This is a genomic window from Candidatus Desulfofervidus auxilii (genome assembly GCF_001577525.1).
Classification (GTDB): domain Bacteria; phylum Desulfobacterota; class Desulfofervidia; order Desulfofervidales; family Desulfofervidaceae; genus Desulfofervidus; species Desulfofervidus auxilii.
In genome coordinates this window covers 924236-947208 of record NZ_CP013015.1, presented here as the reverse complement: position 1 = coordinate 947208, position 22973 = coordinate 924236, and the positions used below count along the sequence as shown (strand labels likewise).

General features: G+C 41.5%; 26 protein-coding genes. 1 reads left to right on the top strand and 25 read right to left on the bottom strand.

Features of this window, described 5'->3' with window-relative positions:
* Nucleotides 1-67: 67 nt before the first annotated feature.
* The 13 genes from HS1_RS04860 to HS1_RS04800 form a co-directional block, all read right to left on the bottom strand.
* Complete coding sequence (locus tag HS1_RS04860; protein WP_066061726.1) at nt 68-439, bottom strand: hypothetical protein; 372 nt, start codon at nt 437-439, stop codon at nt 68-70.
* Nucleotides 440-454: 15 nt separating this feature from the next.
* Complete coding sequence (locus HS1_RS04855) at nt 455-856, bottom strand: VRR-NUC domain-containing protein (RefSeq protein WP_066061723.1); 402 nt, start codon at nt 854-856, stop codon at nt 455-457.
* Nucleotides 843-1481, bottom strand: coding sequence for a ribonuclease HI family protein (locus HS1_RS04850; RefSeq protein ID WP_066061720.1), 639 nt, complete (start codon nt 1479-1481; stop codon nt 843-845). The genes HS1_RS04855 and HS1_RS04850 overlap by 14 nt, the downstream gene beginning before the upstream one ends.
* Before the next feature lie 56 nt (nt 1482-1537).
* Nucleotides 1538-2581, bottom strand: a complete 1044-nt coding sequence (locus tag HS1_RS04845; protein WP_066061717.1) for a hypothetical protein — start codon at nt 2579-2581, stop codon at nt 1538-1540.
* Nucleotides 2582-2592: 11 nt separating this feature from the next.
* Nucleotides 2593-4704 (bottom strand): AAA family ATPase, encoded by a 2112-nt coding sequence (locus HS1_RS04840; protein ID WP_066061714.1) that lies wholly within the window; start codon nt 4702-4704, stop codon nt 2593-2595.
* Entirely contained in the window at nt 4698-5894 is a 1197-nt protein-coding gene (locus tag HS1_RS04835) for a metallophosphoesterase family protein (protein WP_216638274.1), read from the bottom strand. The genes HS1_RS04840 and HS1_RS04835 overlap by 7 nt, the downstream gene beginning before the upstream one ends.
* Nucleotides 5812-6882, bottom strand: a complete 1071-nt coding sequence (locus HS1_RS13345) for a PD-(D/E)XK nuclease family protein (protein WP_066061708.1) — start codon at nt 6880-6882, stop codon at nt 5812-5814. Before HS1_RS13345 ends, HS1_RS04835 begins: the two co-directional genes overlap by 83 nt.
* A 128-nt stretch (nt 6883-7010) precedes the next feature.
* Entirely contained in the window at nt 7011-9272 is a 2262-nt protein-coding gene (locus tag HS1_RS04825) for an SNF2-related protein (RefSeq protein WP_066061705.1), read from the bottom strand.
* Nucleotides 9251-9832, bottom strand: coding sequence for a hypothetical protein (locus tag HS1_RS04820; protein ID WP_066061701.1), 582 nt, complete (start codon nt 9830-9832; stop codon nt 9251-9253). The genes HS1_RS04825 and HS1_RS04820 overlap by 22 nt, the downstream gene beginning before the upstream one ends.
* A gap of 43 nt (nt 9833-9875) precedes the next feature.
* Nucleotides 9876-10934 carry a DUF6094 domain-containing protein gene (locus tag HS1_RS04815; protein WP_066061698.1) on the bottom strand — a complete coding sequence of 353 codons (1059 nt, stop codon included), beginning with the start codon at nt 10932-10934 and terminating at the stop codon, nt 9876-9878.
* A 54-nt stretch (nt 10935-10988) separates the two neighbouring features.
* The gene (locus HS1_RS04810) at nt 10989-11507 is read right to left on the bottom strand and encodes a hypothetical protein (protein ID WP_066061695.1); all 519 of its coding nucleotides are present in this window, start codon (nt 11505-11507) and stop codon (nt 10989-10991) included.
* Between the two features lie 49 nt (nt 11508-11556).
* On the bottom strand, nt 11557-12525 hold the full coding sequence (locus tag HS1_RS04805) for a hypothetical protein (RefSeq protein ID WP_066061692.1): 969 nt from the start codon (nt 12523-12525) through the stop codon (nt 11557-11559).
* On the bottom strand, nt 12507-12794 hold the full coding sequence (locus HS1_RS04800) for a hypothetical protein (RefSeq protein ID WP_066061689.1): 288 nt from the start codon (nt 12792-12794) through the stop codon (nt 12507-12509). Before HS1_RS04800 ends, HS1_RS04805 begins: the two co-directional genes overlap by 19 nt.
* Nucleotides 12795-12886: 92 nt before the next feature.
* On the opposite strand from HS1_RS04800, the gene HS1_RS13950 reads away from it, so the two are divergent.
* Nucleotides 12887-13090, top strand: a complete 204-nt coding sequence (locus tag HS1_RS13950) for a helix-turn-helix domain-containing protein (protein WP_082757616.1) — start codon at nt 12887-12889, stop codon at nt 13088-13090.
* Here HS1_RS13950 and HS1_RS04795 read toward each other — a convergent pair.
* From HS1_RS04795 to HS1_RS04750, 12 genes are all read right to left on the bottom strand, one after another.
* Nucleotides 13087-13863 carry a hypothetical protein gene (locus HS1_RS04795; protein WP_156469392.1) on the bottom strand — a complete coding sequence of 259 codons (777 nt, stop codon included), beginning with the start codon at nt 13861-13863 and terminating at the stop codon, nt 13087-13089. The two genes, HS1_RS13950 and HS1_RS04795, sit on opposite strands and share 4 nt — an antisense overlap.
* Nucleotides 13826-13975: a hypothetical protein gene (locus HS1_RS13060; RefSeq protein WP_156469391.1), complete on the bottom strand. Its 150-nt coding sequence runs from the start codon at nt 13973-13975 to the stop codon at nt 13826-13828. Before HS1_RS13060 ends, HS1_RS04795 begins: the two co-directional genes overlap by 38 nt.
* Before the next feature lie 114 nt (nt 13976-14089).
* Nucleotides 14090-14548 (bottom strand): JAB domain-containing protein, encoded by a 459-nt coding sequence (locus HS1_RS04790; protein ID WP_066061683.1) that lies wholly within the window; start codon nt 14546-14548, stop codon nt 14090-14092.
* Nucleotides 14541-15242 carry a hypothetical protein gene (locus HS1_RS04785; protein WP_066061679.1) on the bottom strand — a complete coding sequence of 234 codons (702 nt, stop codon included), beginning with the start codon at nt 15240-15242 and terminating at the stop codon, nt 14541-14543. The genes HS1_RS04790 and HS1_RS04785 overlap by 8 nt, the downstream gene beginning before the upstream one ends.
* 3 nt (nt 15243-15245) lie before the next feature.
* Nucleotides 15246-16076 carry a ParB N-terminal domain-containing protein gene (locus HS1_RS04780; RefSeq protein WP_066061676.1) on the bottom strand — a complete coding sequence of 277 codons (831 nt, stop codon included), beginning with the start codon at nt 16074-16076 and terminating at the stop codon, nt 15246-15248.
* Nucleotides 16077-16135: 59 nt separating this feature from the next.
* A complete protein-coding gene (locus tag HS1_RS04775) occupies nt 16136-16339 on the bottom strand; it encodes a hypothetical protein (protein WP_066061673.1) in 204 nt (67 codons plus the stop codon).
* 4 nt (nt 16340-16343) lie between these two features.
* Nucleotides 16344-17363: a hypothetical protein gene (locus tag HS1_RS04770; RefSeq protein WP_156469390.1), complete on the bottom strand. Its 1020-nt coding sequence runs from the start codon at nt 17361-17363 to the stop codon at nt 16344-16346.
* 136 nt (nt 17364-17499) lie between these two features.
* Nucleotides 17500-17997 (bottom strand): hypothetical protein, encoded by a 498-nt coding sequence (locus HS1_RS04765; RefSeq protein ID WP_066061667.1) that lies wholly within the window; start codon nt 17995-17997, stop codon nt 17500-17502.
* Between the two features lie 11 nt (nt 17998-18008).
* Nucleotides 18009-18794, bottom strand: a complete 786-nt coding sequence (locus HS1_RS04760) for a vitamin K epoxide reductase family protein (protein WP_156469389.1) — start codon at nt 18792-18794, stop codon at nt 18009-18011.
* A gap of 114 nt (nt 18795-18908) precedes the next feature.
* Nucleotides 18909-19064, bottom strand: a complete 156-nt coding sequence (locus HS1_RS13055) for a hypothetical protein (RefSeq protein WP_156469388.1) — start codon at nt 19062-19064, stop codon at nt 18909-18911.
* A 19-nt stretch (nt 19065-19083) separates the two neighbouring features.
* Entirely contained in the window at nt 19084-21579 is a 2496-nt protein-coding gene (locus tag HS1_RS04755) for a ribonucleoside triphosphate reductase (RefSeq protein WP_066061662.1), read from the bottom strand.
* Between the two features lie 33 nt (nt 21580-21612).
* Complete coding sequence (locus HS1_RS04750; protein WP_082757614.1) at nt 21613-22929, bottom strand: RNA-guided endonuclease InsQ/TnpB family protein; 1317 nt, start codon at nt 22927-22929, stop codon at nt 21613-21615.
* Nucleotides 22930-22973 lie beyond the last annotated feature (44 nt).

The following is a 22973-nucleotide window of genomic DNA, read 5'->3' as shown; positions in this document are numbered from 1 at the left end:
CCGTCGGGAAGGCCCCTTCCGTAAGGGAGGGGTAGTTCAATGCAGAATCTCTTGGGAAACCAGAAGGTTACCTGATAATTTGTCCACCCAGTGTTTTTTTTACTTCATGTATTATCTTCAGGGATTCCGGGGTGGGGTTTTTGAGTATCAGGGAAGCAAGTTCTTCCTCTGTATATGTGATGATTCCGGGCGGTTTATTTTTGTTTTCTTTCAGGCAAAATGCTATATTTTCCTGCAGAACAGCACTTTTTACAAAGATTACTCCTCCATAAGAGGCAATTTCTCTGCGGATTGTTTCAACCACGGGAATTTCCTCAAGTGAGCCTTTTTCAACAAAGGGCTGTGCTTTTTCAGGAGAGAGGGCAATGAAGTCTCCGGGTTTGTATATCTTTTTTTTACCTTTGAGCGTTTTTTTGGCCATGTAGAGCTTTCTTTCCACTTCTAACTCCTCTGTCTATTTTGAGAATCTTTTCCTGAGATATTCAAGGTTTGCTTTCCTATCCCACTGTTCGAACAGTTCAATGCAGTCATCCAGGCTTCTTACAATTACGCCGAGCTGATTGTTTTTATTGACCTGTTCAAGGAAAAGTTTCTGGTTTTTTGTGGGTTTGCCTGTTGGTGTTTTTACTTCCAGAAAGAAGGTAGTGCCCTTGTAAAAGCCGATAATATCAGAAATTCCCGGGATACCGCAGCGGACAAATCGTCTTTTGTGGTTCTGCCTGTTATTCTCGTAAATAAATGCCCCTGAGTTCTGTCGCCAGGCAAAGATACCTCTTGCGGTGAGATACTGGAGAATCTGATTTTTAATTTCGTTTTCGCTGATTTCTTGAAAGCCTGTTTTCTTATTTTTTCGCATAGGCCTGGACTGCAAAGATGTGTTTACATCTTATGACTATGCCACTTCTTATATGGAGTCTGTAACTGTTGACTCGCTGGAAAAACGGACATGTGCAGGATGGTTCATCAGGTCGCACTGTGTAGGTCTTTTCTTTATCTGTAATCACCTGGTATGCACCAGGGGATAATCTTATTATGCGATAGTTTTCTTTTTGTGCCCTTTGTTTTGGTTTTTGTTCAATATAGTTGATATAGGCTAGATGCGCCGGTCTGTCAGCCAGATTTCCCTTTCTTCTTATCCATATTACCTTTACTTCCTGGAAGTATTTTAGGAGCTCCTTTGCCTGCCTGTACAATTTCACGATATTTCCGTCTCTTACTCGCCAGATATTATTAATCTGGTTTACTACAAGCTGACTATCTCCTTTAACAGTAAGGTGTGTAATATTAAGTTTTTGTGCTTCTTTTAGGGCTTCTATGAAGGCAGTCCATTCGGCAATATTGTTGGTGCTGGTTTCTGAGACTATTCCTGATTTTTCACAGATAATTTGATTGTTGCTTACTCCAACAAAACCAAATGTGCCGATTCCTCCAGGATTGACCGGGAGGCAGGCTCCGTCAAAGTAAAAAGTTGCTTTTTTCATAATTATTTTTCTCTAGCTTACTTTTTCAAATCGTGGAGGCCAGTACTGCCTGAAGGTCACTGTATTTTATTTTTGACACCACAGGATATTATAGCCATCAGTGCGAGATTATTTTTCAGCAGCCAGGTTTTTTCATTAATACCGAAGTATATCTTCCTGGTAGTTCTTACAGCGGAAACGAAGGACAGCAGGGGTCTAAGTCTGCATGGTATGAAGGCAGGATTGAAAGATAGGGATCTTGTGCTGATGGAAAACGAGGAGGTAAGGTGGTTGTTGGATGTGGTAACGTGCAGGTTCAGCCCATCGAAGTGGAGCAGGGTTTTTGTGGGAATTCCTTTTGTTATAAGGCTCAGGCGGCGCAGTCTATGGTAAAAAAACTGTGTTTCAACATAAAATGACGGTTGTGGTGCTGGAATAGCAGGGAGTTCTGATGGTATGAGAGCATCGGGGCTAACGGTTATCTCTATTTCAAGAGGGTTGTTTCTTGCGGTAAATCTGATGTGGTTTTCCATGCCTGTGGTGTATTGCAGGCTCTCAGGGCATAGTTTCAGCAGTTTGATTAGCCTTCTTGCCGGAGCATAGGGCAATAGTCCATTGGTGTCTGAAATGGGGATTGTGGCTGAGGTGATGATATTCTGGCTGTACCCTGAAAGAGAATTGGCGGTGATTGCTATGACATCTTCTTCCTGAAGGGGAAGGCTTACCCGGTCAAGTGCATGTAACAGACTGGAAGTCCTGATTGTTTTTGTTCCTGCATGATAAACCGGCCTGATTTCCGGTGTGATGTCAACTGCCGGGACAACCAGGTTTTCCTGTGTACCCAGGGATGTGAGAGTCAGGTTTTTACTTCCTGTAATTTCTATGGCTTTGCTTTTTATGTTTTTTGTGAAGTAATAGATAGGGTTTAAAAGAGTTGAAACCGGTTTGATTTCTCCCACTACTGGGATTTTTATCAATGTTGAGATATGGCTTTCCCGGGATGCGAGGTGTAGCCTCCCTTTTGAGGAGTGCATTACTAAAAAAGGATTTTCCATTTCTGACCCTGTTGTCCTTTTCAAGAGGGTAAGTGCTTTGTGGAATGGTTCTGTATTGATGATCATGGTGCCCTCTATTACCTTGCAATTTTTCCGTTCTCAACAAGCACTTTCTGTGATGCAATTTCTATAAGTTCTCTTTCATGACTTATATACACAACCTTTTTGAAGTAATTTGTAAGGGCTTTCATGGCTGAAAGGAGCTGTCTTGCGTTTACCTCATCCAGTTTTCCGAATGACTCATCGCAGAAGAAGGTGTCCCAGCGGTTTTTATGCACTTCACTTCTGAATACAGCTGATGCCATTCTGATGGCCTGTCTTATAAGTGTCTTTTCACCACCTGAGAAGTTTGCAATATCCCTTTTTGTGCCTGTTTCAAGGTCTGTTACCACTATATCCAGAGTTTCCTGTATTTTTCCTGATTTTGTTTCCTTTGTGGTCTTAAAGGTCACATTGAACTGCCTTTCGCAGATTGAGGACAGAAACTGCTGGGTAAGTTGTTCAAGTCGGGGCAGACTGGCTTCCATCAAGAGTGGCTGAATTCCACACTTCCCAAACATCTCGCAGATAAAACTGTAATCTTCAAAGTCTTCCCTAAGCCTCTCAACCTTTTCCCTGAGCTTTTCTGCCTCTTCCCTGGCCTTCTCTGCCTCCTCAAGGCGGCGGGTCAGGTCTCCAAGGGACATGTTTTTATCCTGAAGGGAGGACCTGAGGCTATCAAGCTTTAGCCTTACCACAGACAGCACCTCTTCCCCTCCCTCATGGTCCTTTAGCTCAAGTTCTATCTCCTCTATCTGCTGCAAAGTCCTCTTAAGCTCATCTTTCTTTCTCTTCCCACTCTCTACCGTGGCCCTGATCTCAGCCTCAAAATAGGCAAGTCTCTTCTCTGCCTCCTCAAGGCGGGTAAGTCTGAGGACCTCTTCATTAAGTTCCTGTTTTCTCTTCTTGAGACTGGCAAGCTGGATGGCAACCCCTCTGGGGATCTCGCAAACAGAAACTGAGGCTATCTTCTCTCTTATCTTTTCTGCAAGTTCTTCTTTGGCCTTTAGTCTCTTTGTGAGTGATGGAAGGACCTCCCTTGCGGCCCAGGCGCTCTGAAGAAACGGACAGTCCCGCCTGTTGCACCTTACCCGGTCTATGGTCTCTGATTCCCTCTTTGCTGCGGCAAGTTTGCTGGAAATCCTGGCAATTTCCTTTTCAACCTCATGAAGTTTTTTTGTCAGGCTGTCCTTTTCCTTCTGTGCCTTTTCCCTCTTTTCAAGCATTGCGTTTACCTTTTGCTCAAGCTGATCAACTAATTCTGAAATCTCCTTATGCTCTGCCATCTTCTTTAGGAGATATGGCTTTTCCTTCATAATGGACAGGATCTTCCTTCTATCGTCACACAGCTTCCTGTACCTTTCTCTAAGCATCAGCAGTTCTTCATTAATGGTCTCTCTTCTTTGTTTTAGTTGCTCAAGCGTTTTTCTTTTTTCATTGAGTGCAGCAAGTTTTCTTTCAATTTTATCCTTCTCACTTTCCCAGCTTTCAATCTCCTTCCTTATGGTGTTTATCTCCCCCTTCAGGGCCCTTATGTGTTCCCTGAGACTTTCTGTTCCCTCTGCCCTTTCTAAAAGGATCTCAAGCCTTGCCCTTGCTTCTGCAAGGCTGCTTTCCAGCCCCCTTGCCTTTTCTTTTGCTGCATCCGAGAGTGTTTGATAGTGTTCAAGTTCCAGCCATTCTGCCAGAAGTTCTTTTCTCTTACTGCCTGGCAGAAGTGTAAGATCACCTGTAAAGTCATCTGTGCTAAAGGTTGAGGCAAGGACGGTTTCTTCTGTTCCAAGAAGGGTTCTTATGGCATTTAGGTATTCGGCGGTTTTTGGCCCGGCAATGGGTGAGCCGTTTTTGGACAGAGTGCATAGCTGTTTTTTGCTTTTTTTATCTATAACTCTTTTTGCCTGGTAGAGTTCTCCGTTTAAGGAGAATTTTATGGAAAGTTCTCCTTTTGTAAGGTTATCATTTATCTGGTCATAGATTGTTCCCTTTCTGGAAGGAAAGTTTCCATAAAGGGTGGCAAATGTGGCTTCAAGCAGGAATGTCTTTCCGGCTCCGTTTCTTCCATAAATACCAACCAGATTTCCTTCCAGGGTGAGGGTCTGAGGGTTTGTGTATGGGCCGATTCCATCAACGTGGATTTCTTGAATCAGCATAACTTTGCCTCCAGTTCTTTTTTCCTCACAAGTTCCATTATTTTCTCCCTTATGCGGTTTATTTTTTCCTCTGGTAGTTTTTTATTTTTCATGTATGTTGTTATTATTTCGTTAAAGTTTTTTGCCTGTACAATTTCCTGACAGCGCATACGTTGTGTTCTGATAATCCGGGGTATAATTTTTACATCAAGGGGGTTGCCTGCTATGACGTTCTGGACTCTGACCGGGTCATAGTCTCCTGCTCTTTCTTCAGGTACCTCAATTTCTATCCTTACTATTGATTGCTCAAGCACATTTATTACCAGAGGGATGGTGTCTATGGTGAAGTTCAGGTTATGCACAGGTCTGGTGGTAATGGGGTAAAATGTGACTTCGTGGGTGTCTGTATCTATAATATAGAATCCTTTTTCTTCGTCTGCTTCCTGTCGGCGCCATGTATCCACGCTTCCCGGGTAGTATATGTTTTCTATTCTCTGAGGTTTATGAATGTGGCCCAGGGCAGCATAGTCCAGGTGTTTGAAACAGGAAGGAGAGAGGGTTACTTCGTTTACATCCCGGTCTGTTGTTGGGTAGGAGGCTCCTTCTACCGGAGCGTGACAGAGTGCCACCAGGAAGTTACTGTTTTCCTTGAGTTTCTTTGAGGTTTCAAGGATTTTTCTCTCATATAATTGTTTTACTTCTGAGCGTGATCCTTCTTTCAGGTCAGGATATGGAACGCAGAAGATAGTGATATCTGAAAACCTTATGGGCGTGAATGGCTCCGGGACATATATATTTTTAATAAAGCCCAGCGCCTTGACAGAATCCACTGCATCATGGTTTCCCGGAGTTAATACCACAGGGCAGATTGAACCTAATTCAGACAGAACCTTTGTGGCGGTGTAGGTTTCAAATGGAGTAGGGGTTTTTCTTTCAAACAGGTCTCCTGCAATGAGTGTGAGAGAGACATTTTCTTTTTCTGCCGTGTTTTTAACCTGTGATATACAATCAAGCAGGTCTTTAAGTCTTATGTTTATACCTTCCTCGTCATATATTATTTTGCCATTTACTGTTTTCTTTTCGTCAATGTGGACGTCTGCAAGGTGCAATATTTTCACTTTTTTCTCCTTAGAGTGCTTTCCATGTGGTTTTGCTGGTTTTTTCTCTGAATTGTTGTGGGTCTTTACCACTGCGCTGGATGGCTTCTTCAAGAGCGGCGGTTGCCCGTGGTTTGAGGTAGAGAAAGTCAAATATTTGCTTTCCTAAAGTGTTAAAAAGTTTTGGAATATTCCAGATGTATCTGGTTCTTGTGATCCATCCTATTTTTGTTGGTTTTCCGTTGAGTGGGAGTTCAATGTGGGTATCTGGAGGCAGGGCTTCCTTAAGCATTGCCTCGATTTCTTTGAGTGTGGTGTGAGCCTGAATATATGATTCGGTAAGGTTTTTGAGGTGTGGTGGGACTTCTTTTAATGTTTGAGCTGCTGCTTGCTGAGTAACAGCCTTTCCTTCACATATACCGTGTTTTTTATAGGGACAGTAATGGCATTCCCAGGGGTAGCGTGGAGATTTTTCATTGAGAAACTGAGAGATCATGTATTCCATTTCTTGCTGGGTTGCAGCAGTTTGTGTCTCATGGAATATATAAACTTTTTTAAGTCGGGACTTGCTGCGTATAAGTGTTTTTGCAAAGATATAGTGGACTATTTCTTTATTGTTGAAGTGTTTCTGAAGCAGGAATTTCTGAATTCGTGCCTGGAGCTGATAATGTGGGGAGATGGAGACAGTCTGGCCATTTTTGCAGAAGAGGATGCTGTCACCTATACCGTTTGCGGTGGAGAAGAGGAAGTTTGGAGCCTTGCATTCCAGTGCAAGTACCTTTTCTTTTCCTACGATTACCAGGTCAGGGTGGCCTTCTATTCTCACGCCCTGTGGTGATTCGTATGGGATGGTTGGTTCTATAAGCGTTCTTTTGCCAAAGAGGTTTGTGGCAGCCTGTTTTACTGCCTTTTCAAAGAAGTAGCCATCATCTATTTCAGGTCCTTCTGTTTTGATTTCAGGGTGTTGCTGTCTGAACTCTGCCTTGAGCGGACAAAAAAGCAGTGTGGTAATGCCTATGGCGTTTTTTGAGTAGGTGATTTCTCTGCCTTCTGTAGCGAGTGAGCTTATTTCATCAACCAGTTTTTTGAGTATTTCTTCCATTTTTCCTTCCTTTTAAATTTTTTATTATTGTGTTATTTTTTCAGGGGATGATTTGGGGTTTTTATATGGGTAATGTGGCCTGGTTAACTTTTCCGCCGGGAAGTCCCCTTCCGTAAGGGAGGGGTAGTTCACACATCCAGGGGGAGTGTAAGCTGGAAGACAGTCTGGCCAGTTTTTCTGGCAATTTTTTCCAGTTCTCCCTGTTTTACCTTTATCGTGGTTGATCTTTTCTTCCTGCGTTTGTTTTCCCTGATTTCTATCCAGATTATTTTATCGCCTGCCTGTTCCAGAGTAACAGTTTTTCTCCTGTCCATACTGAATGCCCTAATGGTTTTTGGGGTGAGGTAAGAATCTGTTTCAGCCTCGGTTTTCCTGTAGTCTTTCCAGTAATAATCAAGACTTCCTGGGGTGTGTATGTTATTAATAAGAGTTCTTGCCAGTTCGTAAATAAGTCCTTCTCCTGCCTCTGAGAGTGCAACCAGACCTCTATCAGTGAGGTCTCCTTCTATTGCCAGTGAAGTTTCAAGTTTTGTTGCGATAAGCCTCATGGCTGTTTCCTGCATACTGTCTCTATAAACCAGGTAATATACTCTTACGTCTTTGTCCTGGCCTATTCTCCAGGTTCTTCTTGCTGCCTGTCTGAGTGTGTAAATGGAGTAGCCTGTCTGGTAATAGATAACCGTGGGGAATTCGATAAGGTCAAGTCCTGTTTTTACCAGTTCAGGATTGCAGATCATGCATACATAGCCGTTTGCCTGTTTCACTTTGTCTTTTATCCACTGTTCTCTCTTTGAGGTGCTTATGTTTTGAGACAGGATAAAGGTATTAATGCCGTTTTCTTCAAGAAGTCTTTTTAGGTTATGGGTTACGTCATGGGTGTGTGTATAGGTACAGTAAATGAGGCAGTTTCTCTTTTCCTGTTTTTCTTTCTTTACTATTTCAAGCAGTTCTTTTTCTTTTTCTGTTTTGTCAACTATAAGTGCCGGTGCATCTGCAATTATTTCCGTTTTATCATCTGGGTCGGTAATAATAAGTTCCTTTCTGCATGCGTCTGGATATGCAAGTAATGCCTGGAGATAGGCTCCCAGGAGGCGTCGTGACCCTCCTCTCAATGCCTTTGTTACGGCTGTGATGAGGTTTTCCTTGAGCTGGTTATAGGTATCTCTGAGTTCCTCATGCATGTCTATTGAAATGACTGTTTCGTTGTATTCGGGCAATTCATTACATATATCTGTCAGCCTCATGAATACCGATCTATCCAGGAGGTATTTTGCAAGGACTTCAGGTGATATACCTGGTTTCTTTCTGATCCTGGTGTAGGTTTTTCCTCCTCTTCCATAGATGTTATCTTCGTCCTCTTTTTCAATGGTTACGGTTTCAAGCACTCCGTATTTTGCAGTCCATTCTCCTGTGCCTGTTTTGTATCTGAAGTCCTGTGCCATAAGTGATGGGTCTGTGCGGTAGAGGAGATAGAACAGATTATCTGCATAGCCTCCCATGAGTGTGCCTGTGAGGCAGAGTGTATGTGGTGTTGCACTTGCAATTGAGCCAAATGCATTTCCCTGGTTTGTGTTTTCTCCTTTTAACTCATGTGCCTCGTCAAATACTGCCAGATCAAAGAAGTTTTTAAGATATTTTTTTATAAACCATGCTGGTTCTGCATGACGTCTTCTATTTCTATCTGCTTCAAAAAGAGGGTTTTTACAGTGGATGCAGAAGTGTTTCTTTTTTGCCAGAGCATGTTCCGACAGGGAGATATGCTTTTCGTCAATGATGTGTTTTCCACAGTTTGGGCAAAGAAGAATGATGGTTTTTTCTATTTTTCCTGTTTCGGGGTTTGTCTTTCTGGTGGTGCGTTTTATGTAAGCAGGTTTCCAGCCATACCTTTGCTTCATTCTTTCTCTTCCGATGATGTAGAATTCAGCGTTTGAGGGTTTGATTTTTCTTTTTTTGAGTTTTCTTAACGAGAGGAGTTGAGAAATTACGTTCTGAGTATTGAGGTTATATATTTCTGCGTTTCTTACGGTTTGTTTAATCTCTCTTATCCATTTATTGACCAGGTGTGGTGGGCAGGTTACAAGGACTCTGGGCCTTTTCTTGAGCGAGACAGCGGTGGCAATGGCCATTATGGTTTTCCCGCAGCCCATTTCTGCTGTGAGAAAGAGATTTTTCCTGTTTTCTTTTTTCAATCCCTTTACAAGGGCTTTTGCTGCAAGAAGCTGATTTGGAAAGAGTTGTCTCAGTAGTCTGGCACAGTTTTTTTCAGTTTTTTTATCAAATTCGTCTTCAGATTCAGGGTTGTAAACAGGATTTAGCTTTTTTATTACTTTTTCTGACAGAACTTCCTTAAATTCTGTTATAAAGTCTTTTATGTTGACTGTTTCTTGCATTTTTTCTTCTCAATCAGTGCCTTGAGATAATCCAGATTTTTTATCATGAGTTCTTCGACTTCCTCTTGTGAGAGATGGATTGAGTATGCTGTGCCTCTATTTGTGATAAGCTGGTTTTTCTCAAGCTGTTGCCACAGCCATTCTGTCCATTGTTTAGTGAAGGGAATGGGACTTTTTTTAATCCATGCAAAAAGCTTTTTCATACATTCATTTTCATCTTTTCCATGGACTATGAAGTCCTGATAGGAAAAATTAGTTGTGTGGTAACTGAACCGGGATTTTATGTATATCAGGGTGTGCAGGTATCCTGATGGAAGTCTCTTTTGTTTTACAGTGGTGGAATAGCCATAGCCTCTGGTGGCAATGCTGTCTTGTCCATTTATGGAGATGGTTACTTTATCACGATTTAGAAGTGCTGCTTTTATGCCCTTGACCACGCTCTGTGGGCCGGCTATTGAAGTCAGCTGGAGCAGCAGGCAGTCGTCGTATGGTAGTTTTTCAGCTATGAAGAAGTCCAGGTATGCCTTTTTGCCCTGGTGTATGATAAAGGATGATTTCATCACAGCCTCCTTTAAGCGCCGGAGACTCCGTCATTTATTTTTTTTACTCAATGGTGAGAATTTTTTTATTTTCAATATCCAGGGCTCTTATGACTGTTTTTGGTTTTTGTATCGTTTTTTTCACCCTGTTTCCTTCATCATCCGTTTCTTCAATTTCGGTTTTATCTGTTTTTGTAAATCCCTTTATGACGAGTTTTTTTCCGTCTTTTTCTAAGATTCCGTCCATGAACCCTGATGCAAGGAGTAGTGCCATGTGTCCTTTTCTGAGGGGCATAAGGGGGCGTATTGAGTCTGTCAGGCCTATTGCGGGATTGATTTCTTCTTCTATATTTATTCCGTGTGTTTCAACTTCTTTTGCTACCTGCTCTGGGTCAAACCGGACAGATGTAAATCTGGGTTCTTTAAGGATATTTGAAGGAGGCAATTCATAGAAAGGTCTGGTTACCTCAGTTATTTCCTCTATCTCTTCTTCTTTTAGTTCCGAGATTGTTTTAAAAAGCTGGTGGTCGTATGGTAGTGTCTGTTTTCTGGCAAAAATTACGATTTGTTTGGATGGTTTGTAGAGTTCTGCAGGAAATTTGAATATTTTTATGTGTGAGTAATTTGAGGTGAGGAAGCTACAGCAGCTATATCGTGAAAGGAACGAGAAAGGAACGATGAAAACCAGGATACCGTCTGGTCTGAGTTTTTCGGTATATTTTTGAAGGAAGCTGAGTTCATATCTTGTGCTGTTTGAATAATAAGTTTCTTCGGATTCCTGTTCCCAGTCATAGGGAGGGTTGAGGAAGAGAAGTGAGAAGTATTCATTGCTTATTCTTGTTTCCATCAGTGCATCTGCATGGATGGTGTGGTTGAGCATTGCCTGTGCTTCAGTGTATCTTTGTAAGTCAAGTTCCACACCATAAGTTTTGAACTTTTTGAACCTGTATTTTTCTGAGAGTTTCTGAGAAATTATGTTCAGTGCTGTACCTTTACCGCAGCATGGGTCAAGCAGCCTGTATACCTTTCCTTTTTCATCTGGTTTAAGGAATGATGGAATAATATGGGCTATTTCAGGAGGGGTGGGGTAATAGCCCATTTTTTTCTGAGCGGCAGGACGCATGGGTAACTCCTTTTTTAATTTTTCACAAAAGGGGTATGGTTTTTTGTTGGGTTTTCACGAAAAGTCGCACTCAAATAGCTGGGTTATGAAAAGGATCTGCGGTTTTTCCCTGGCAAGAAACTCTATTAGTTCTACTTCGTTTCCATCTATGGTATAGCGGTCGGTGGATATTACGAAGTAAGTTTCGTATCTTGGATAGATAAGGTAGCTTATGTAGCACAAATTCTCACTGATGTCTCTGACGTCTTTCAGATCCAGGTATTTGAAACTTGTTCTGGCTTTTTCTACTCTTTGGTGTATTCTTTGCATGATATTACGACTGAGCTTTTCTATTTCAGTTTGGTTCAGCATGGCTACGGTAATTTTCTCTGTATAGTTGTCTTCTTTGGTGCAGAATTCCGGTTTTACTCCGTATGTGTGTCCGAAGGACCTGATATATTCCATAAATTCTTCTTCATCTACCTCTGAAACTGAAGTGGCGCCTGACATGTTGGCAAGTTCTTGTTCAGTATATGGACAGAAGAGGTAATCAGGATCATCTGTTGTAGTCAGGTAATATAGAATTTCTTTCATGGTTATTTCCTTTTACTGGAAAATGGGAATTTTTTTGTTTTTTGTGGTGTTAACTGGCGATTTTTCTTGTCCTGTACAGAACTACGTAGGGTATGCCTGCCGGTGATCTCACTGTGCCATTCCATTTGCATCCAGCACAGTTAAATCCATGTGCCTGGATGTAGGCGCAGGTATGGGGCCTTGTGCTTCTGAGGGCATGTTTAATTTTATAATCCGTTTCTTTTTCTGAGTATTTCGGGTGGAGGCATGAGAAGCGATGTATTATTTCTCTTCCATTCTCATGTACTGCCAGATTACTTATCATGGCGTACCAGAGAGGTTCAGAAACTTCGGGTTGATTGTCTCTGCACCACCTGATAAATTCGCATTCCTGAAGTATTATTTCTATTCCGTCCGAAATGCCTGGTGAGGGGTCAACCGGCCGAAATTTTTTCTTTCTGATGGGGACCTTGAAGGGTTCAAATAGAGAAAGCGGGTATTTTTTCCTGGACTGAGTGAGGATTTTGCATTGTTGTGGGGGATCGTATTTAGGATTTAGTGTGCCGGGTATTCTCATTATTCTGGGTATGTCTGTGCTTGCTATATCTGCGTTGAGTTTTTGAGCTATACCCCTGAGTATTGCCTGAATATTATCTGCTTGCCTGGTAAATGCCACGTTTACAGGTTGCTCAAGCATCCAGTAGAGATGCAGTCCCCTGCCTGATCCGATGGTGATGGTGGGAGTGGGGATACCGTTGAGGGTAAGCTTTTTATGGTCAATGTCTGCCCAGAGGGCGGGTAGCATGAGCACTGCATTTCCCCTGGCGTTTCTTCTTGTGGCTACACCGAAGCAAAGGTGCCACTCAGAGTGTGTTGTAAGGAAAGGAGTGGAATCAGCCAGGGTTTTTCTGGTCAAAAAGATGCGTTTTGCCCTGGTCTTGTCTTTTTTTAAGATTGCTCTGATTTCAATCAGGCCAGGGGTATCCTTGAAGAAAGAGAAGAGGAAGTTTAGTGTTGTTTTTATCTGTATTTTTTGCATGGTAAGGTTTCTCTTGGGCTGCTGCCAACCAGCTTAATCAGCAGCTGTCCTACCTGAGAAGCTATCTCTGGTTCCAGGAGAAACTGCTTGATAAATTTGCCCTTCTCGTTGTAGAGCCTTATAGCCAGATAGTTCTGGCCTGTTTCCGTTTTTACCATCACAACTTTGTAAGTACGGCCAAGGTAAACAACCTGCCCTACCTCCGAAACTACCTGAAGCCTGTGTAGCCCGAAGCGAAAGCCGGTTTTCTGCTTGTGTATTTTTTGCATGGTATTTAGGACAGACTTTGCGTCTAATCCTCTCCTTTTTAAAGGAGAGATACAGACGCTGTTAACTATGTGTGCTCAAAAACTCTTTATAGATGACCAGATATGTGTATCGTTTCAGACTGTATCCCAAGAAAAACCAGATACAGTTTCTAAACAAACAAATAGGACATTGTAGATTTGTTTATAATAAACTTCTTGAGATAGCTAAAACCAACAAAGACTGGAACTACTACAAATATAAAAGGCTTCTCCCAAAGCTAAAAAAGAGTATCCATTCCTATGGAGCGACTTGTTAAAATCGAAATTTCTCATCATCAAGAAAAATTCCTACATACCTAACATAAGATGATATTAGCTTCCCATTCGCGATCTGCTTCGGTGGAAAGTGAAGTATTAAAGGGCCAGCACGAGTTTCAAGATTGACCCGCACCCACCCAATATATGGATTATCTATTGTTTTGACGGCAATACGAGCAACTATAATCTTCCCTTTGATGTCATGTATTGAAGTGTATTTTGAAAGAGCCGTTGGAATATGTTGAACGCGCAATTCAACATCAACACCTTGAAACAAATCTTCTTCTATTTGCGACTCGCTAAAATAAACAGATTCAATACCGACATCCTTTTCTTTTTCAAAATATATTGACCCATCTGGTTCAGCCATAGCATTCCATAACTTCTCCGCTAATTCTTCCGGAATATAATCATAGCCATATGCAGAACTTTCTAATTTGCTCAATAGCTCTTTTGGCTTTATATTCCCGTGAAGTTCTATATCTGTCGGAATTATTTTTAACACAATTTGCTGCGCACCTTTTTTGATATTATTCTTATTGTTCATGAGTAATATATGGGCTGTAGTTTTTTCCCATAATATTCTTGACGCATCTTTAAGCACCCTAGATCTAAAATATTGCTGTTTTTTCTGTATGCTTACAAGAACAGCGGTTCCAATAACCAAAATAGCTGCGCAGAGAGCAATTCCTCCCCATTTAACAAAGGGGTACCATTCCCTTATTTGTGTAAATTTAAAAATCCCTGACAGGCTTACCCTCCCAATTTTCATTTTGCAACTTAAGTAAACTAAATAGTATTCTAATACATGATTCCTCAGTAGGAAAGGTCTCCATTACCTTTACATCCTTAACTGTCTGTGATAAGTTTTCTTTAGTTTGCATGGGCTTTTCCTCCTTTCTTTTTTTTAAAATTCATTTGTTATTAGGAGGATAAGCCCTAAAATTTTAATTGCAACCAATTTTACACGCAACCTGGGACAGTACCCTGGCAGATTTTTATTTCCATAAATGGCTTGCTATGCTGTAAAAGTCACTCTGGCTGATGATTATATGATCCAGCACTTTGATGTTTAGGAATTCCCCTGCTAACTTTAATTTGTGGGTCATTTCCAGATCATCTTCGGAGGGTTCGACATCTCCTGAAGGATGATTATGTATGAGAATGATGCTTACTGCACCGAAGAGGAGCGCATTTCTAAAAATTATTTTTGGGTCAACCTGGGCGGAGTTCTGTCCACCGGAAAAAATGGTCTTAAAACCGGTTATTTGATTTTTACTGTTTAAAAACAATACAGTACAATGTTCCTGGTCATCGTCCAGTTGTTCATAGATCTTCCTTGCAAACTCAAAAGTAGCTTCTGGGGAATTCACCTTGTATTTTGGTGTTTTTTCTCTGATTTTAAGGGTAATTGTTTTGAATTTGCATTTATAGATTGTTTTTTGCTGGCTACTCATTTACTACCTCTACAGGGATTTTGATATTTTCTGCTTTCTTTATGAATTCCGGGTTTACCTTTCCGTTTCTGTCTCTTATGTGTTCAATTTTATGAATGGGAAAAGTGGCAAAAACGGCTGGTTTATAATTGATTGTGGTGGTTAACTGGGCAATTTCCTTGCAGAATGGTACATGGTAGTGTGTGTTGCCAATGGTTCTTTTTGTTTCTGTTTCAGTTTTTGCCAGTGTGTAGTACAGGTGCCAGAAGCAAAACTCTCTATAATTTTCGTGTGAGGAAATTGGTTGGGGTTTTCTGGTCAATTTGTTGTAATGCTTGCATTTGTGTTCAGGAAGCTGGCTGTTTTCCACAAGCTGGACGAAATTTGGCGATGTTGCTTTTGGGTGAATGAGTATCATTTTTGAGTTTGCTGTCAGTTTTTCAAGTGGGAAGGTGTTGGGAATTCTTCTGCTTACTCCCTGAATTCTTGCCTCTTCTATAAAGTCAACCGCAGATGGATAGAATTTTTCTCCTATCCAGATTATGACATGACAGGTGCCGTTTTGTTCATGCAGGATTGGTGATCTGAACGGCTTTGTGTCCATGGAGATTGGGGGGTCTACTACAAAGTATTCCACAGGCAGCCCAGATGGGGAGGTGGTGCAGACAAGGTATGTCCCTCCGGGGGTTCTTGTTCCACAGCCTCTGACTTTCATATTTTACCTTCCTTTTAATTTTTCTATTGCCTTTATAATTGAGGTGATAATGTCTTTGTCTTCTGCTATAACCTTCTTTTTCTTTGTACCAACTATGGCCTTAAAGATCCCCTGCACGGGGATAAAAGTGACCTGGCAGTAAAGGTTATTTCTTATAAGAAATTGTGTAAGGTTCTGCTTCTTATCCTGTGGTTTTTCTTCAGGTACAGTCCAGTTAAGTTCAATCTGTTCAATTGGTTGTAATCTGGTTGTCCTGAGCTGGTTTTCTATTTCTGCAATTGTTTTGGTTTTCTCACCTGAAAGTTTTTTCTGGACAGCTTCAGGAAGTTCTGCGATTTTTAGTGCTTTAGAAAGGGTAATTTCTCCTTTTTGCAATTTTTCAAACCATTCTTGATTGAGTTTAAGAAGTTTGAGTCTTGCTTTAAGCATTCTTATGGGAATGCCTGTTGTTTTATGAATTTTCTCAATGGAATATCCTGATTCAATGAGGTTTTTTATTTGCTGTGCTTCCTGAGCTGGACTTGACTTGCGAATAAAGTTTTCTGAGAGTAGTATAAGTGCAATTTCGGCGTTATTTGGTTTTTCAGAGAGGACCTTGGCGGGGATTGTTTTAACCCTGCTTTTTTTCAGAGAAAGAATTCTTTTTCTTCCTGTGAGGACGTGGTAATTTTCACCATTCTTGTAGAGTAACACATCGTGGATGAGTCCCAGTTTTTTGATATTTCTGGCCAAAAATGCTGGTGGTTTAATCCTGTCTTCTTCTTCAATAGTAATTTTGTTGAGGGGAACTTCCTCATAGGTAAATTGTTTTTGAGTGAGTTTTTCAAAGAGCATGGTATTTTCACCTTTAAGGGATATTTGTATTTTTGGTTCAATGTAAAAACTATTGTTTCTTAGTCCAATTCTTGGATTGTAAAATCTATAGTTTCTTGTGAGAAAGTTGTTACTTTAAGGGGCTTCATTAGCTCAGCAAGCTGATTATCAGTTAGTTTATCCTCTCTCAGGGGGATTACTATTACTGCTGCTTCCCCTGTGCCAATGGGTTTCTCACGCCATCCCATATAACAGACAAAATCTTTGTGAATACATTTACCCACAGTTTTACCCTCCAAATAAGAGTAACTGTTTCAAACCGTTCTTCTCTTTGGTGGTTTTTGTCTGGTCTGGCCGGATGTCTTGTTGTTTGATATTCTTACCTTCAAGGGCTATTTGTGTTTTTGGTTTAATGTCAAAGATGACGCATTTTTTTCGGTAGCCTTCGTCAGGATAGAAAAAGTCAAGGAGTATTTGAAACCCGGTCATCATGTCTCTTGTGTGGTTTGTTGTAATGTTAATCCTCATCCCATCAAAGTATTTATCCTTAAGATTGCAGTCAATTCGTTTGCCATTTTTAAGCAGGTAGAATTCGTTATCAACTTTTAGAGTTATCGTTTCGGTCTTTGCTGTTTTGTAAATGTCTGGATCATACCCATCATAATGGCTTAGGTCTCTGCTTCTGTAGGCCCTTACTTTTTCCAGTATGGCTTTTATAAAGGATATATCTGTAATTTTCGTTCTTGTTCCGTAGTCAGGAGATTTAAGGTGTTCAGCCAGGAAGTGTTCCAGGGATGGGGAGGATTCTATTTCTTTTGGTGTGGGAGGAATGTTGTTTTTCCAGGTTGGTAGATCGGCTCTTAACAGCTCAATTGCCCTTTTTTTGTCAGAAATGCTGGTTGTTTTTGTATTCCCTTTGTTTTTTTCTCTATCTATCTGCATGGCGGTTATTTTTGCCTGGTTAAAAATATGCTGATATTTGAGTGTATTTTTCGCAATTATTACCTGCTTGCATTTTTTGAGTTTTTCTTTTAGTTCTCTGATGGTCTGGTGGTATTTTGCCTCAACGGGTTTGTTTTTAAAGAAGTAGCTCAGGTTTTGCAGGCTGTAGAGTTTTACAACGGTATTTTCTGGTTTTTTAAGACTTGAGACAGCCTTACTGATAGCGTGGAATTCAGCCATTTTTCTATCCATGGTGGGAACAATGCAGGTGACAGTTTTCTGGTGGTTGTTGCTTCTTAAAATGGCAGCAGATGCTGTTTTATTGTTGAGGGGGTGGGTGGTGCTGAAAATATCAACCTGATACATGGCAAATTTCTCCTTATGATATTTTATTTTTTCACAAAAAGGGAAACCTTTATTTTTGAATGTGGTAGGGCCCGGCAAGCCCCTGCAATGGGGGTCAAAACAGACGTCTTTTAGAAAAGGGATGCCCTGTTTGGCTTTATTCTGCCCCAAGGATAGCTGTGATTTCCCTTTTGAAGTCTGGGGCAAAATCCACATCTAGAAAGCCAGTTTCATTGAGTTTTTTCTTAAGCCTTATAACATACTTCTCAAACCCCTCCGGTTTGCTCCACCACCGTGGTGTTTTATCTGGCGGTGTCTTCCATCCCATATAGATGCTGGAATAAGAAAATGCTACCCGCACTGGTTGTACGTCGGCCAGGTTTAACGAAGAGGACACAATTTTAAGTACTCTCTTGAACGTCTTTTGGTCAATGCCTTGTTCATCCCCGTATTCCCTTACATAACAGATGATTGCATCATCATAAAACCCACTGCTCAGTTTGAAATCGACTGAATAGGAAATACCCCTTTTGCCCTCTTCTTTTCCCAGACATATTACTGGGTATTGGGAACTGACCTCCGTATATCTACGGGTTATCGGATTGTATATGGCCCTTACATAGGCAAACGGGGCCTTGACGATTGTAAGTAGCATAGTTCTTTCCCCTACTTTTTTCTGGTGCACGGTTCATCCAGACTACAGGTATCCTGCGCGTGTCCTTCAGGTGCTATAAATCCTGTGTAAGGATGCAAAATCGGTGCATCCTGATTTGGTATTTTTAGATATTTTTCTATCTTTTTCTTGCCAACTATTATCCTCTTCTCCCGGCTGCCATTAACGAGGAGCACCGGAACATCTTTTATTCCTAGAGCTCTAAGTATTTTTGAATAACGTTTAACCGGCAGTGTCTGCACTTTGATGCGGCAGCATTTGCACTCATCTATGAGCTTGTGGCAATGAGGACACTCATTACTGTAGAAAAGTATTAGTTTCTCTCTTGAGGAAATACATGCCCCCTTGGGATGCATGAAAAACGAAAGGGTTACTATGGAAACAAGCCCCGCAACCCCCGAAATAAGTCCTGTTTTTTCATCTGCCGTTATAAGTTTCAATAATGTAATGCCAAAAAATATTGCTGCTATGGCCATGCATAAATGGCAGGTCTCTGAGAGAACAAGTCTTTGATAGGCGATGAGAAATCCCTCACTTGTAATTGAGGCTGCAATGAGGATGTGCATTACTCTCCTGCATCCTAAGAGATTTAGCAGGATTAAGGAGGTAAATACAACTGTGCCTATCAGGTTGAAACTGTATTTAAAACGCAGGCTTTGGGCAGCAAGTTTGCAACCTTCTGTGTGGCATACAGTGTGATGGAATACTGGCTCTGACAGACACAGGGCAATTCCCACCAGGCAAAGTGTGATGAACATATACTCTGTGACCTTTCTCATTTGAGGTTTTTTAAAAAACAGGATGGTTACTGGAATCAATCAATAAAATTGTGACACAATTTGGGGGAAGTTTCCCCTTCTTTTTAGCTGCTAAAAGCTTGCCGGGGCTTGGGTTTACAATCCTAGCCCCATAGGTGGCACTGGGCCAGAAGGATTGAAGTAGTCACTTTTCTTTTTTCTCTGCTCTCTCTTCTTGGTTTTTCTCAATTTCCTTTCTGGTTCTAGTAATAATCCTCCTATGGCCAGGACCAGCAGTATAACCTTCCACATGTTTGTCTCCGTTGGTTTTTTATATCTTAAATGTTTTTCTTTCTTTAAATTCCTGTTTTTTTCCTTTGTTCCAGTTTTTGACCGGTCGATAATAGCCAACCACACGGGAGTAGACTTCGCATTCTTCTCCGCATTGAGGGCACTGGAAGTGCTCACCGCTCAGATAGCCATGTTGAGGGCAGATGCTGAAAGTTGGTGTGATAGAAAGATAGGGAAATCTGAAATTTGATAGTATCTTTTTCACCAGAAGTTTACAGGTTGTGGTATCAGGCAGTCTTTCACCAAGGAAGCAGTGGAAGACCGTTCCACCTGTATAGAGGCACTGGAGTGGTTCCTGGTGTTCCAGGGCAGAGACCAGGTCATCAGTATAATTTACAGGTAACTGAGTGGAGTTTGTGTAGTAAGGAGAGTTGTCTGTGCCGGCGGTCTGGATATCCGGGAAGTCTTTTTTGTCTATTTTTGCCAGACGGAAGCTGGTGCCTTCTGCTGGTGTTGCTTCCAGATTATAGAGGTGGCCTGTTTCCTGCTGAAACTGCTTGAGTTTTTCCCTCATGAAGGAGAGTGTGGCGATGGCCAGCTTCTGACCTTCTTCTGCACTGATGTCTTCACCGGTAAGGTTCAGACAGGCTTCGTTCATTCCTATCAATCCGATGGTGGAAAAAAATGTGCTGAATCCTCTGGGCAGATACCTTTTTGTAAACGGAAAGAGTCCTCTTTCAAGGTTTCTTTCAAGGAGTTTTCTTTTTATCTCCAGGCTATTTTTTGCAAGTTCCATGTATTGTTCAATAAGTGCAAAAAATTCTTCTCCATTTTTCTTTGCCAGGTAGGCTAAACGGGGTAAGTTCAAAGTCACTACACCAATACTGCCAGTAGTATCTCCTGAGGCAAATAAACCACCAGTTTTATGGCGTAATTCTTTCAGATTCATGTTCAGCCTGCAGCACATACTCCTTACGTCTTGAGGCTTAAGAGCTGAATTTATGAAATTTTGAAAATATGGGATTCCATACTTTGCTGTTATCTCAAAGAGTAATTTTGTATTTTCGCTGTCCCAGTTGAAGTCTCTGGTTATGTTGTAGGTTGGTATGGGGAATGGGAAGATTCTTCCCTGAGCATCTCCCTCAAGCATTACCTCAAGGAATGCTCTGTTGATCATGTCAACCTCTTTCTGGTAATCTCCATAGGTGGCATCGAGGGTTTTTCCACCCGGACCGATGGCAGCTTCTTTTTTGAGGTACTCGGGTATGGTGAAATCCAGGGTAATGTTGGTAAAGGGAGAGTTACCTGTAATAAAGACGTCGCCGTTTCTTCTGGCAATGAAGGTGCCTGTTTTTGTGGTGGGACACCAGACTTTCCCTTCATAGAACAGGGTGTTGAGTTTCAATTTAGAAAGAGGAACGTTTTTTACCTGAGGATATCCGTGGGGTATGGAGAATCTGTCAATGTGATATAGTAAGAATGGTGCTTCTATGAGTTTGTAAATGCCATCTTGTTGGCAGACGACCACTCTGTGATTGGGGGTAACTACCTGGTTTCCAATAGTGTAGAGGTAATCCTTGTAGGGATAGACATTTACCTTTAAAAGGGTGTCTTCTTTAAAAGATTGTGTTTTTATATCAAAGGTAACTATTTTTTGACCTATTTTTAACTCATTATATTTTTTCCAGCCTTGTGGTGTAAGGCATTCAGTTTCGGTAGGTACACATTGTCCTCCCCATCTGGAAGTGACATTGAGATTAAAAATAAACTGCTGGATTTCCTGTTTGACTTCTTTATAAGAAAGGCAATCGGCTCTGACAAATGGAGCAAGTAATGTATCAACATTGTTGAATGCCTGGGCGCCTGCCCATTCGTTTTGCAATGTACCCAGATAGTTTACCATCTGAAGGAGTGCTGAGCCGAAGTGTTTTGGGGGCATGGCCGAGGTTTTTCCTGTTACTCCACCAAAACCTTCAAGTAACAGCTGTCTCAGTGAATGGCCACAGCAATATCCAGTAATACCCATGCTCAGATCGTGGATATGGAAAAAACCTTCTCTGTGTGCATTAGCGATTTCTTCCGGGTAAATATAATTCAGCACGTAGTTGGCAATCATTGCACCTGCTGAGTGGAGGAGCAACCCTCCAAACCCGAATCCTATATTTGCATTTTCCCATACCCTCCAGTCGTGGTCTTTGATGTAGTTTTCTATTACATCATTTACATCAAGAAGACCTGCACGGCTTACTCTTGCCTGCTGGTGCATGTGTCTGTAGATGGCATAACGGATTTCTGTCTGATGGTAGCCCAGGGTGTGAAGTGCTCTTATAACCAGGTCCTGGATATGTTCCAGGTGGACTGTATCTTTGCCTTCCTCATCAAGCCACTTAAGGACCATTGCTGTTACACGCCAGGCTGCTGCCTGGGGTGAGTTTACCTCTTTTGAGGCCTTAAACGCTTTTTCTACTGCCTTTGTGATTCTACAGCAGTCAAAGGCTACTTTTTTTCCATCTCTCTTGATTACGTATCCTGTCATGGGTTGCCTCCGCGGTTTGACCTCCTCCCCTCCCTAAAGGGAGAGGATTCCCTGTTTTAGTTTAACAGGGAGCATTACTCCCTCACGGTTTCCTGCCGGTTCCTGCTTCACAGGGAGCAATGCACTCCCTCCACAGGCATTACCTCCCGCCGTCCCGGCGGTAGATAGTTCTAAAACCAGTTCTTTGATTCTCTTTTGGGTAAGAAAACACAAATCTTCAGACAGGTTCTTAAAACCTCTTTCAAGAATGTTTAGTGCTGCCACAAAATCAGCATTGGCTTCAAAACCGCAGTTCTCGCATACAAACCTCGCCTGGCTTTTTCTGTTCTCTCTGCTTGTAAGACCGCAAACAGGGCAGGTAAAAGAAGAATACCTGGGATTAACTACCACCAGCCTGCCACCACTCCACTCAAGTTTGTACTCAAGCAGCCTTAAAAATATTCCCCACGCCTGTCTCAGAATGCTCCTGTTAAGTCCCGCTTTTTGCTTGACATTGTAGCCAGGATTGTCAATGGTTCCTCTGGCTGATCTGGTCATGTTTTTTATTCTTAAATCCTCCACAACCACTATGCCGTGGTTTTTGGCAATAGCGGTTGAGAGTTTGTGAACATAGTCGTATCTCTTGTTTTTTATCTTCTGCCAGAGTTTTGTAATTCTAGCTTTTTGTTTATACCAGTTTTTAGAAAATTTCTTCTTTTTGGCTAGCCTGCGTTGTTCTCTTTTGAGCTTCTTTTCTAGTTTGGTCAAATCAAGTGGCTTAAAATATGTTCCATCAGAAAGAGTTATGATTTTTCTAACACCAAGATCAATGCCGATTGGACTGTGTAGTCTGGTAATTGGTTCTACTTCCTTTTCTGTGATTACACTTACATACCAGTGTTTATACTCTCTTTTAACGATTACCTGTTTAATCTTGCCTTCTATTTCCCTTGATTTGTAAAACCTTACCCAACCAATCTTGGGGAGGAATATTCGCCTATTATCTATCTTGACTCCTTGAGGGTAACGAAAAGAATCATGACGATATTTCTTTTTGAATTTCGGAAACCTTATGCCGTTTCCTCTGGCAAAGGCTGACTCAATGGCTTTGTAGAGGTCTTTAAGGGTTTGCTGAAGAATCTGAGAGTGGGCGTCATTCAAAAAAGCATACTCTTCACTTCTTTTCCAGAGGCCAAGAAAACCCGCCATGTCATTATACCAGGGAATGGAAATGTTATGATCAAGCCTAAATTTGATTAGAGCAATTGCCTTATTCCAGACAAAGCGACAGCAGCCAGAAAATTGAACCAGTTTTTGCTCTAATTCTTCATTGGTCTTTAGTCTAAATTTGTAGGCTTGACGGACTATCATGAGTGTATCATAAAATTGGGCTATGAATAAGTTCAAAGGCGGTT

Coding starts and splice junctions, on each gene's coding strand:
- HS1_RS04855 (WP_066061723.1), bottom strand. CDS start 856: ATGCGAAAAAATAAGAAAACAGGCTTTCAAGAAATCAGCGAAAACGAA.
- HS1_RS04850 (WP_066061720.1), bottom strand. CDS start 1,481: ATGAAAAAAGCAACTTTTTACTTTGACGGAGCCTGCCTCCCGGTCAAT.
- HS1_RS04845 (WP_066061717.1), bottom strand. CDS start 2,581: ATGATCATCAATACAGAACCATTCCACAAAGCACTTACCCTCTTGAAA.
- HS1_RS04840 (WP_066061714.1), bottom strand. CDS start 4,704: ATGCTGATTCAAGAAATCCACGTTGATGGAATCGGCCCATACACAAAC.
- HS1_RS13345 (WP_066061708.1), bottom strand. CDS start 6,882: ATGGAAGAAATACTCAAAAAACTGGTTGATGAAATAAGCTCACTCGCT.
- HS1_RS04825 (WP_066061705.1), bottom strand. CDS start 9,272: ATGCAAGAAACAGTCAACATAAAAGACTTTATAACAGAATTTAAGGAA.
- HS1_RS04820 (WP_066061701.1), bottom strand. CDS start 9,832: ATGAAATCATCCTTTATCATACACCAGGGCAAAAAGGCATACCTGGAC.
- HS1_RS04815 (WP_066061698.1), bottom strand. CDS start 10,934: ATGCGTCCTGCCGCTCAGAAAAAAATGGGCTATTACCCCACCCCTCCT.
- HS1_RS04810 (WP_066061695.1), bottom strand. CDS start 11,507: ATGAAAGAAATTCTATATTACCTGACTACAACAGATGATCCTGATTAC.
- HS1_RS04805 (WP_066061692.1), bottom strand. CDS start 12,525: ATGCAAAAAATACAGATAAAAACAACACTAAACTTCCTCTTCTCTTTC.
- HS1_RS04800 (WP_066061689.1), bottom strand. CDS start 12,794: ATGCAAAAAATACACAAGCAGAAAACCGGCTTTCGCTTCGGGCTACAC.
- HS1_RS13950 (WP_082757616.1), top strand. CDS start 12,887: ATGACCAGATATGTGTATCGTTTCAGACTGTATCCCAAGAAAAACCAG.
- HS1_RS04795 (WP_156469392.1), bottom strand. CDS start 13,863: ATGAAAATTGGGAGGGTAAGCCTGTCAGGGATTTTTAAATTTACACAA.
- HS1_RS13060 (WP_156469391.1), bottom strand. CDS start 13,975: ATGCAAACTAAAGAAAACTTATCACAGACAGTTAAGGATGTAAAGGTA.
- HS1_RS04790 (WP_066061683.1), bottom strand. CDS start 14,548: ATGAGTAGCCAGCAAAAAACAATCTATAAATGCAAATTCAAAACAATT.
- HS1_RS04785 (WP_066061679.1), bottom strand. CDS start 15,242: ATGAAAGTCAGAGGCTGTGGAACAAGAACCCCCGGAGGGACATACCTT.
- HS1_RS04780 (WP_066061676.1), bottom strand. CDS start 16,076: ATGCTCTTTGAAAAACTCACTCAAAAACAATTTACCTATGAGGAAGTT.
- HS1_RS04770 (WP_156469390.1), bottom strand. CDS start 17,363: ATGTATCAGGTTGATATTTTCAGCACCACCCACCCCCTCAACAATAAA.
- HS1_RS04765 (WP_066061667.1), bottom strand. CDS start 17,997: ATGCTACTTACAATCGTCAAGGCCCCGTTTGCCTATGTAAGGGCCATA.
- HS1_RS04760 (WP_156469389.1), bottom strand. CDS start 18,794: ATGAGAAAGGTCACAGAGTATATGTTCATCACACTTTGCCTGGTGGGA.
- HS1_RS13055 (WP_156469388.1), bottom strand. CDS start 19,064: ATGTGGAAGGTTATACTGCTGGTCCTGGCCATAGGAGGATTATTACTA.
- HS1_RS04755 (WP_066061662.1), bottom strand. CDS start 21,579: ATGACAGGATACGTAATCAAGAGAGATGGAAAAAAAGTAGCCTTTGAC.
- HS1_RS04750 (WP_082757614.1), bottom strand. CDS start 22,929: ATGATAGTCCGTCAAGCCTACAAATTTAGACTAAAGACCAATGAAGAA.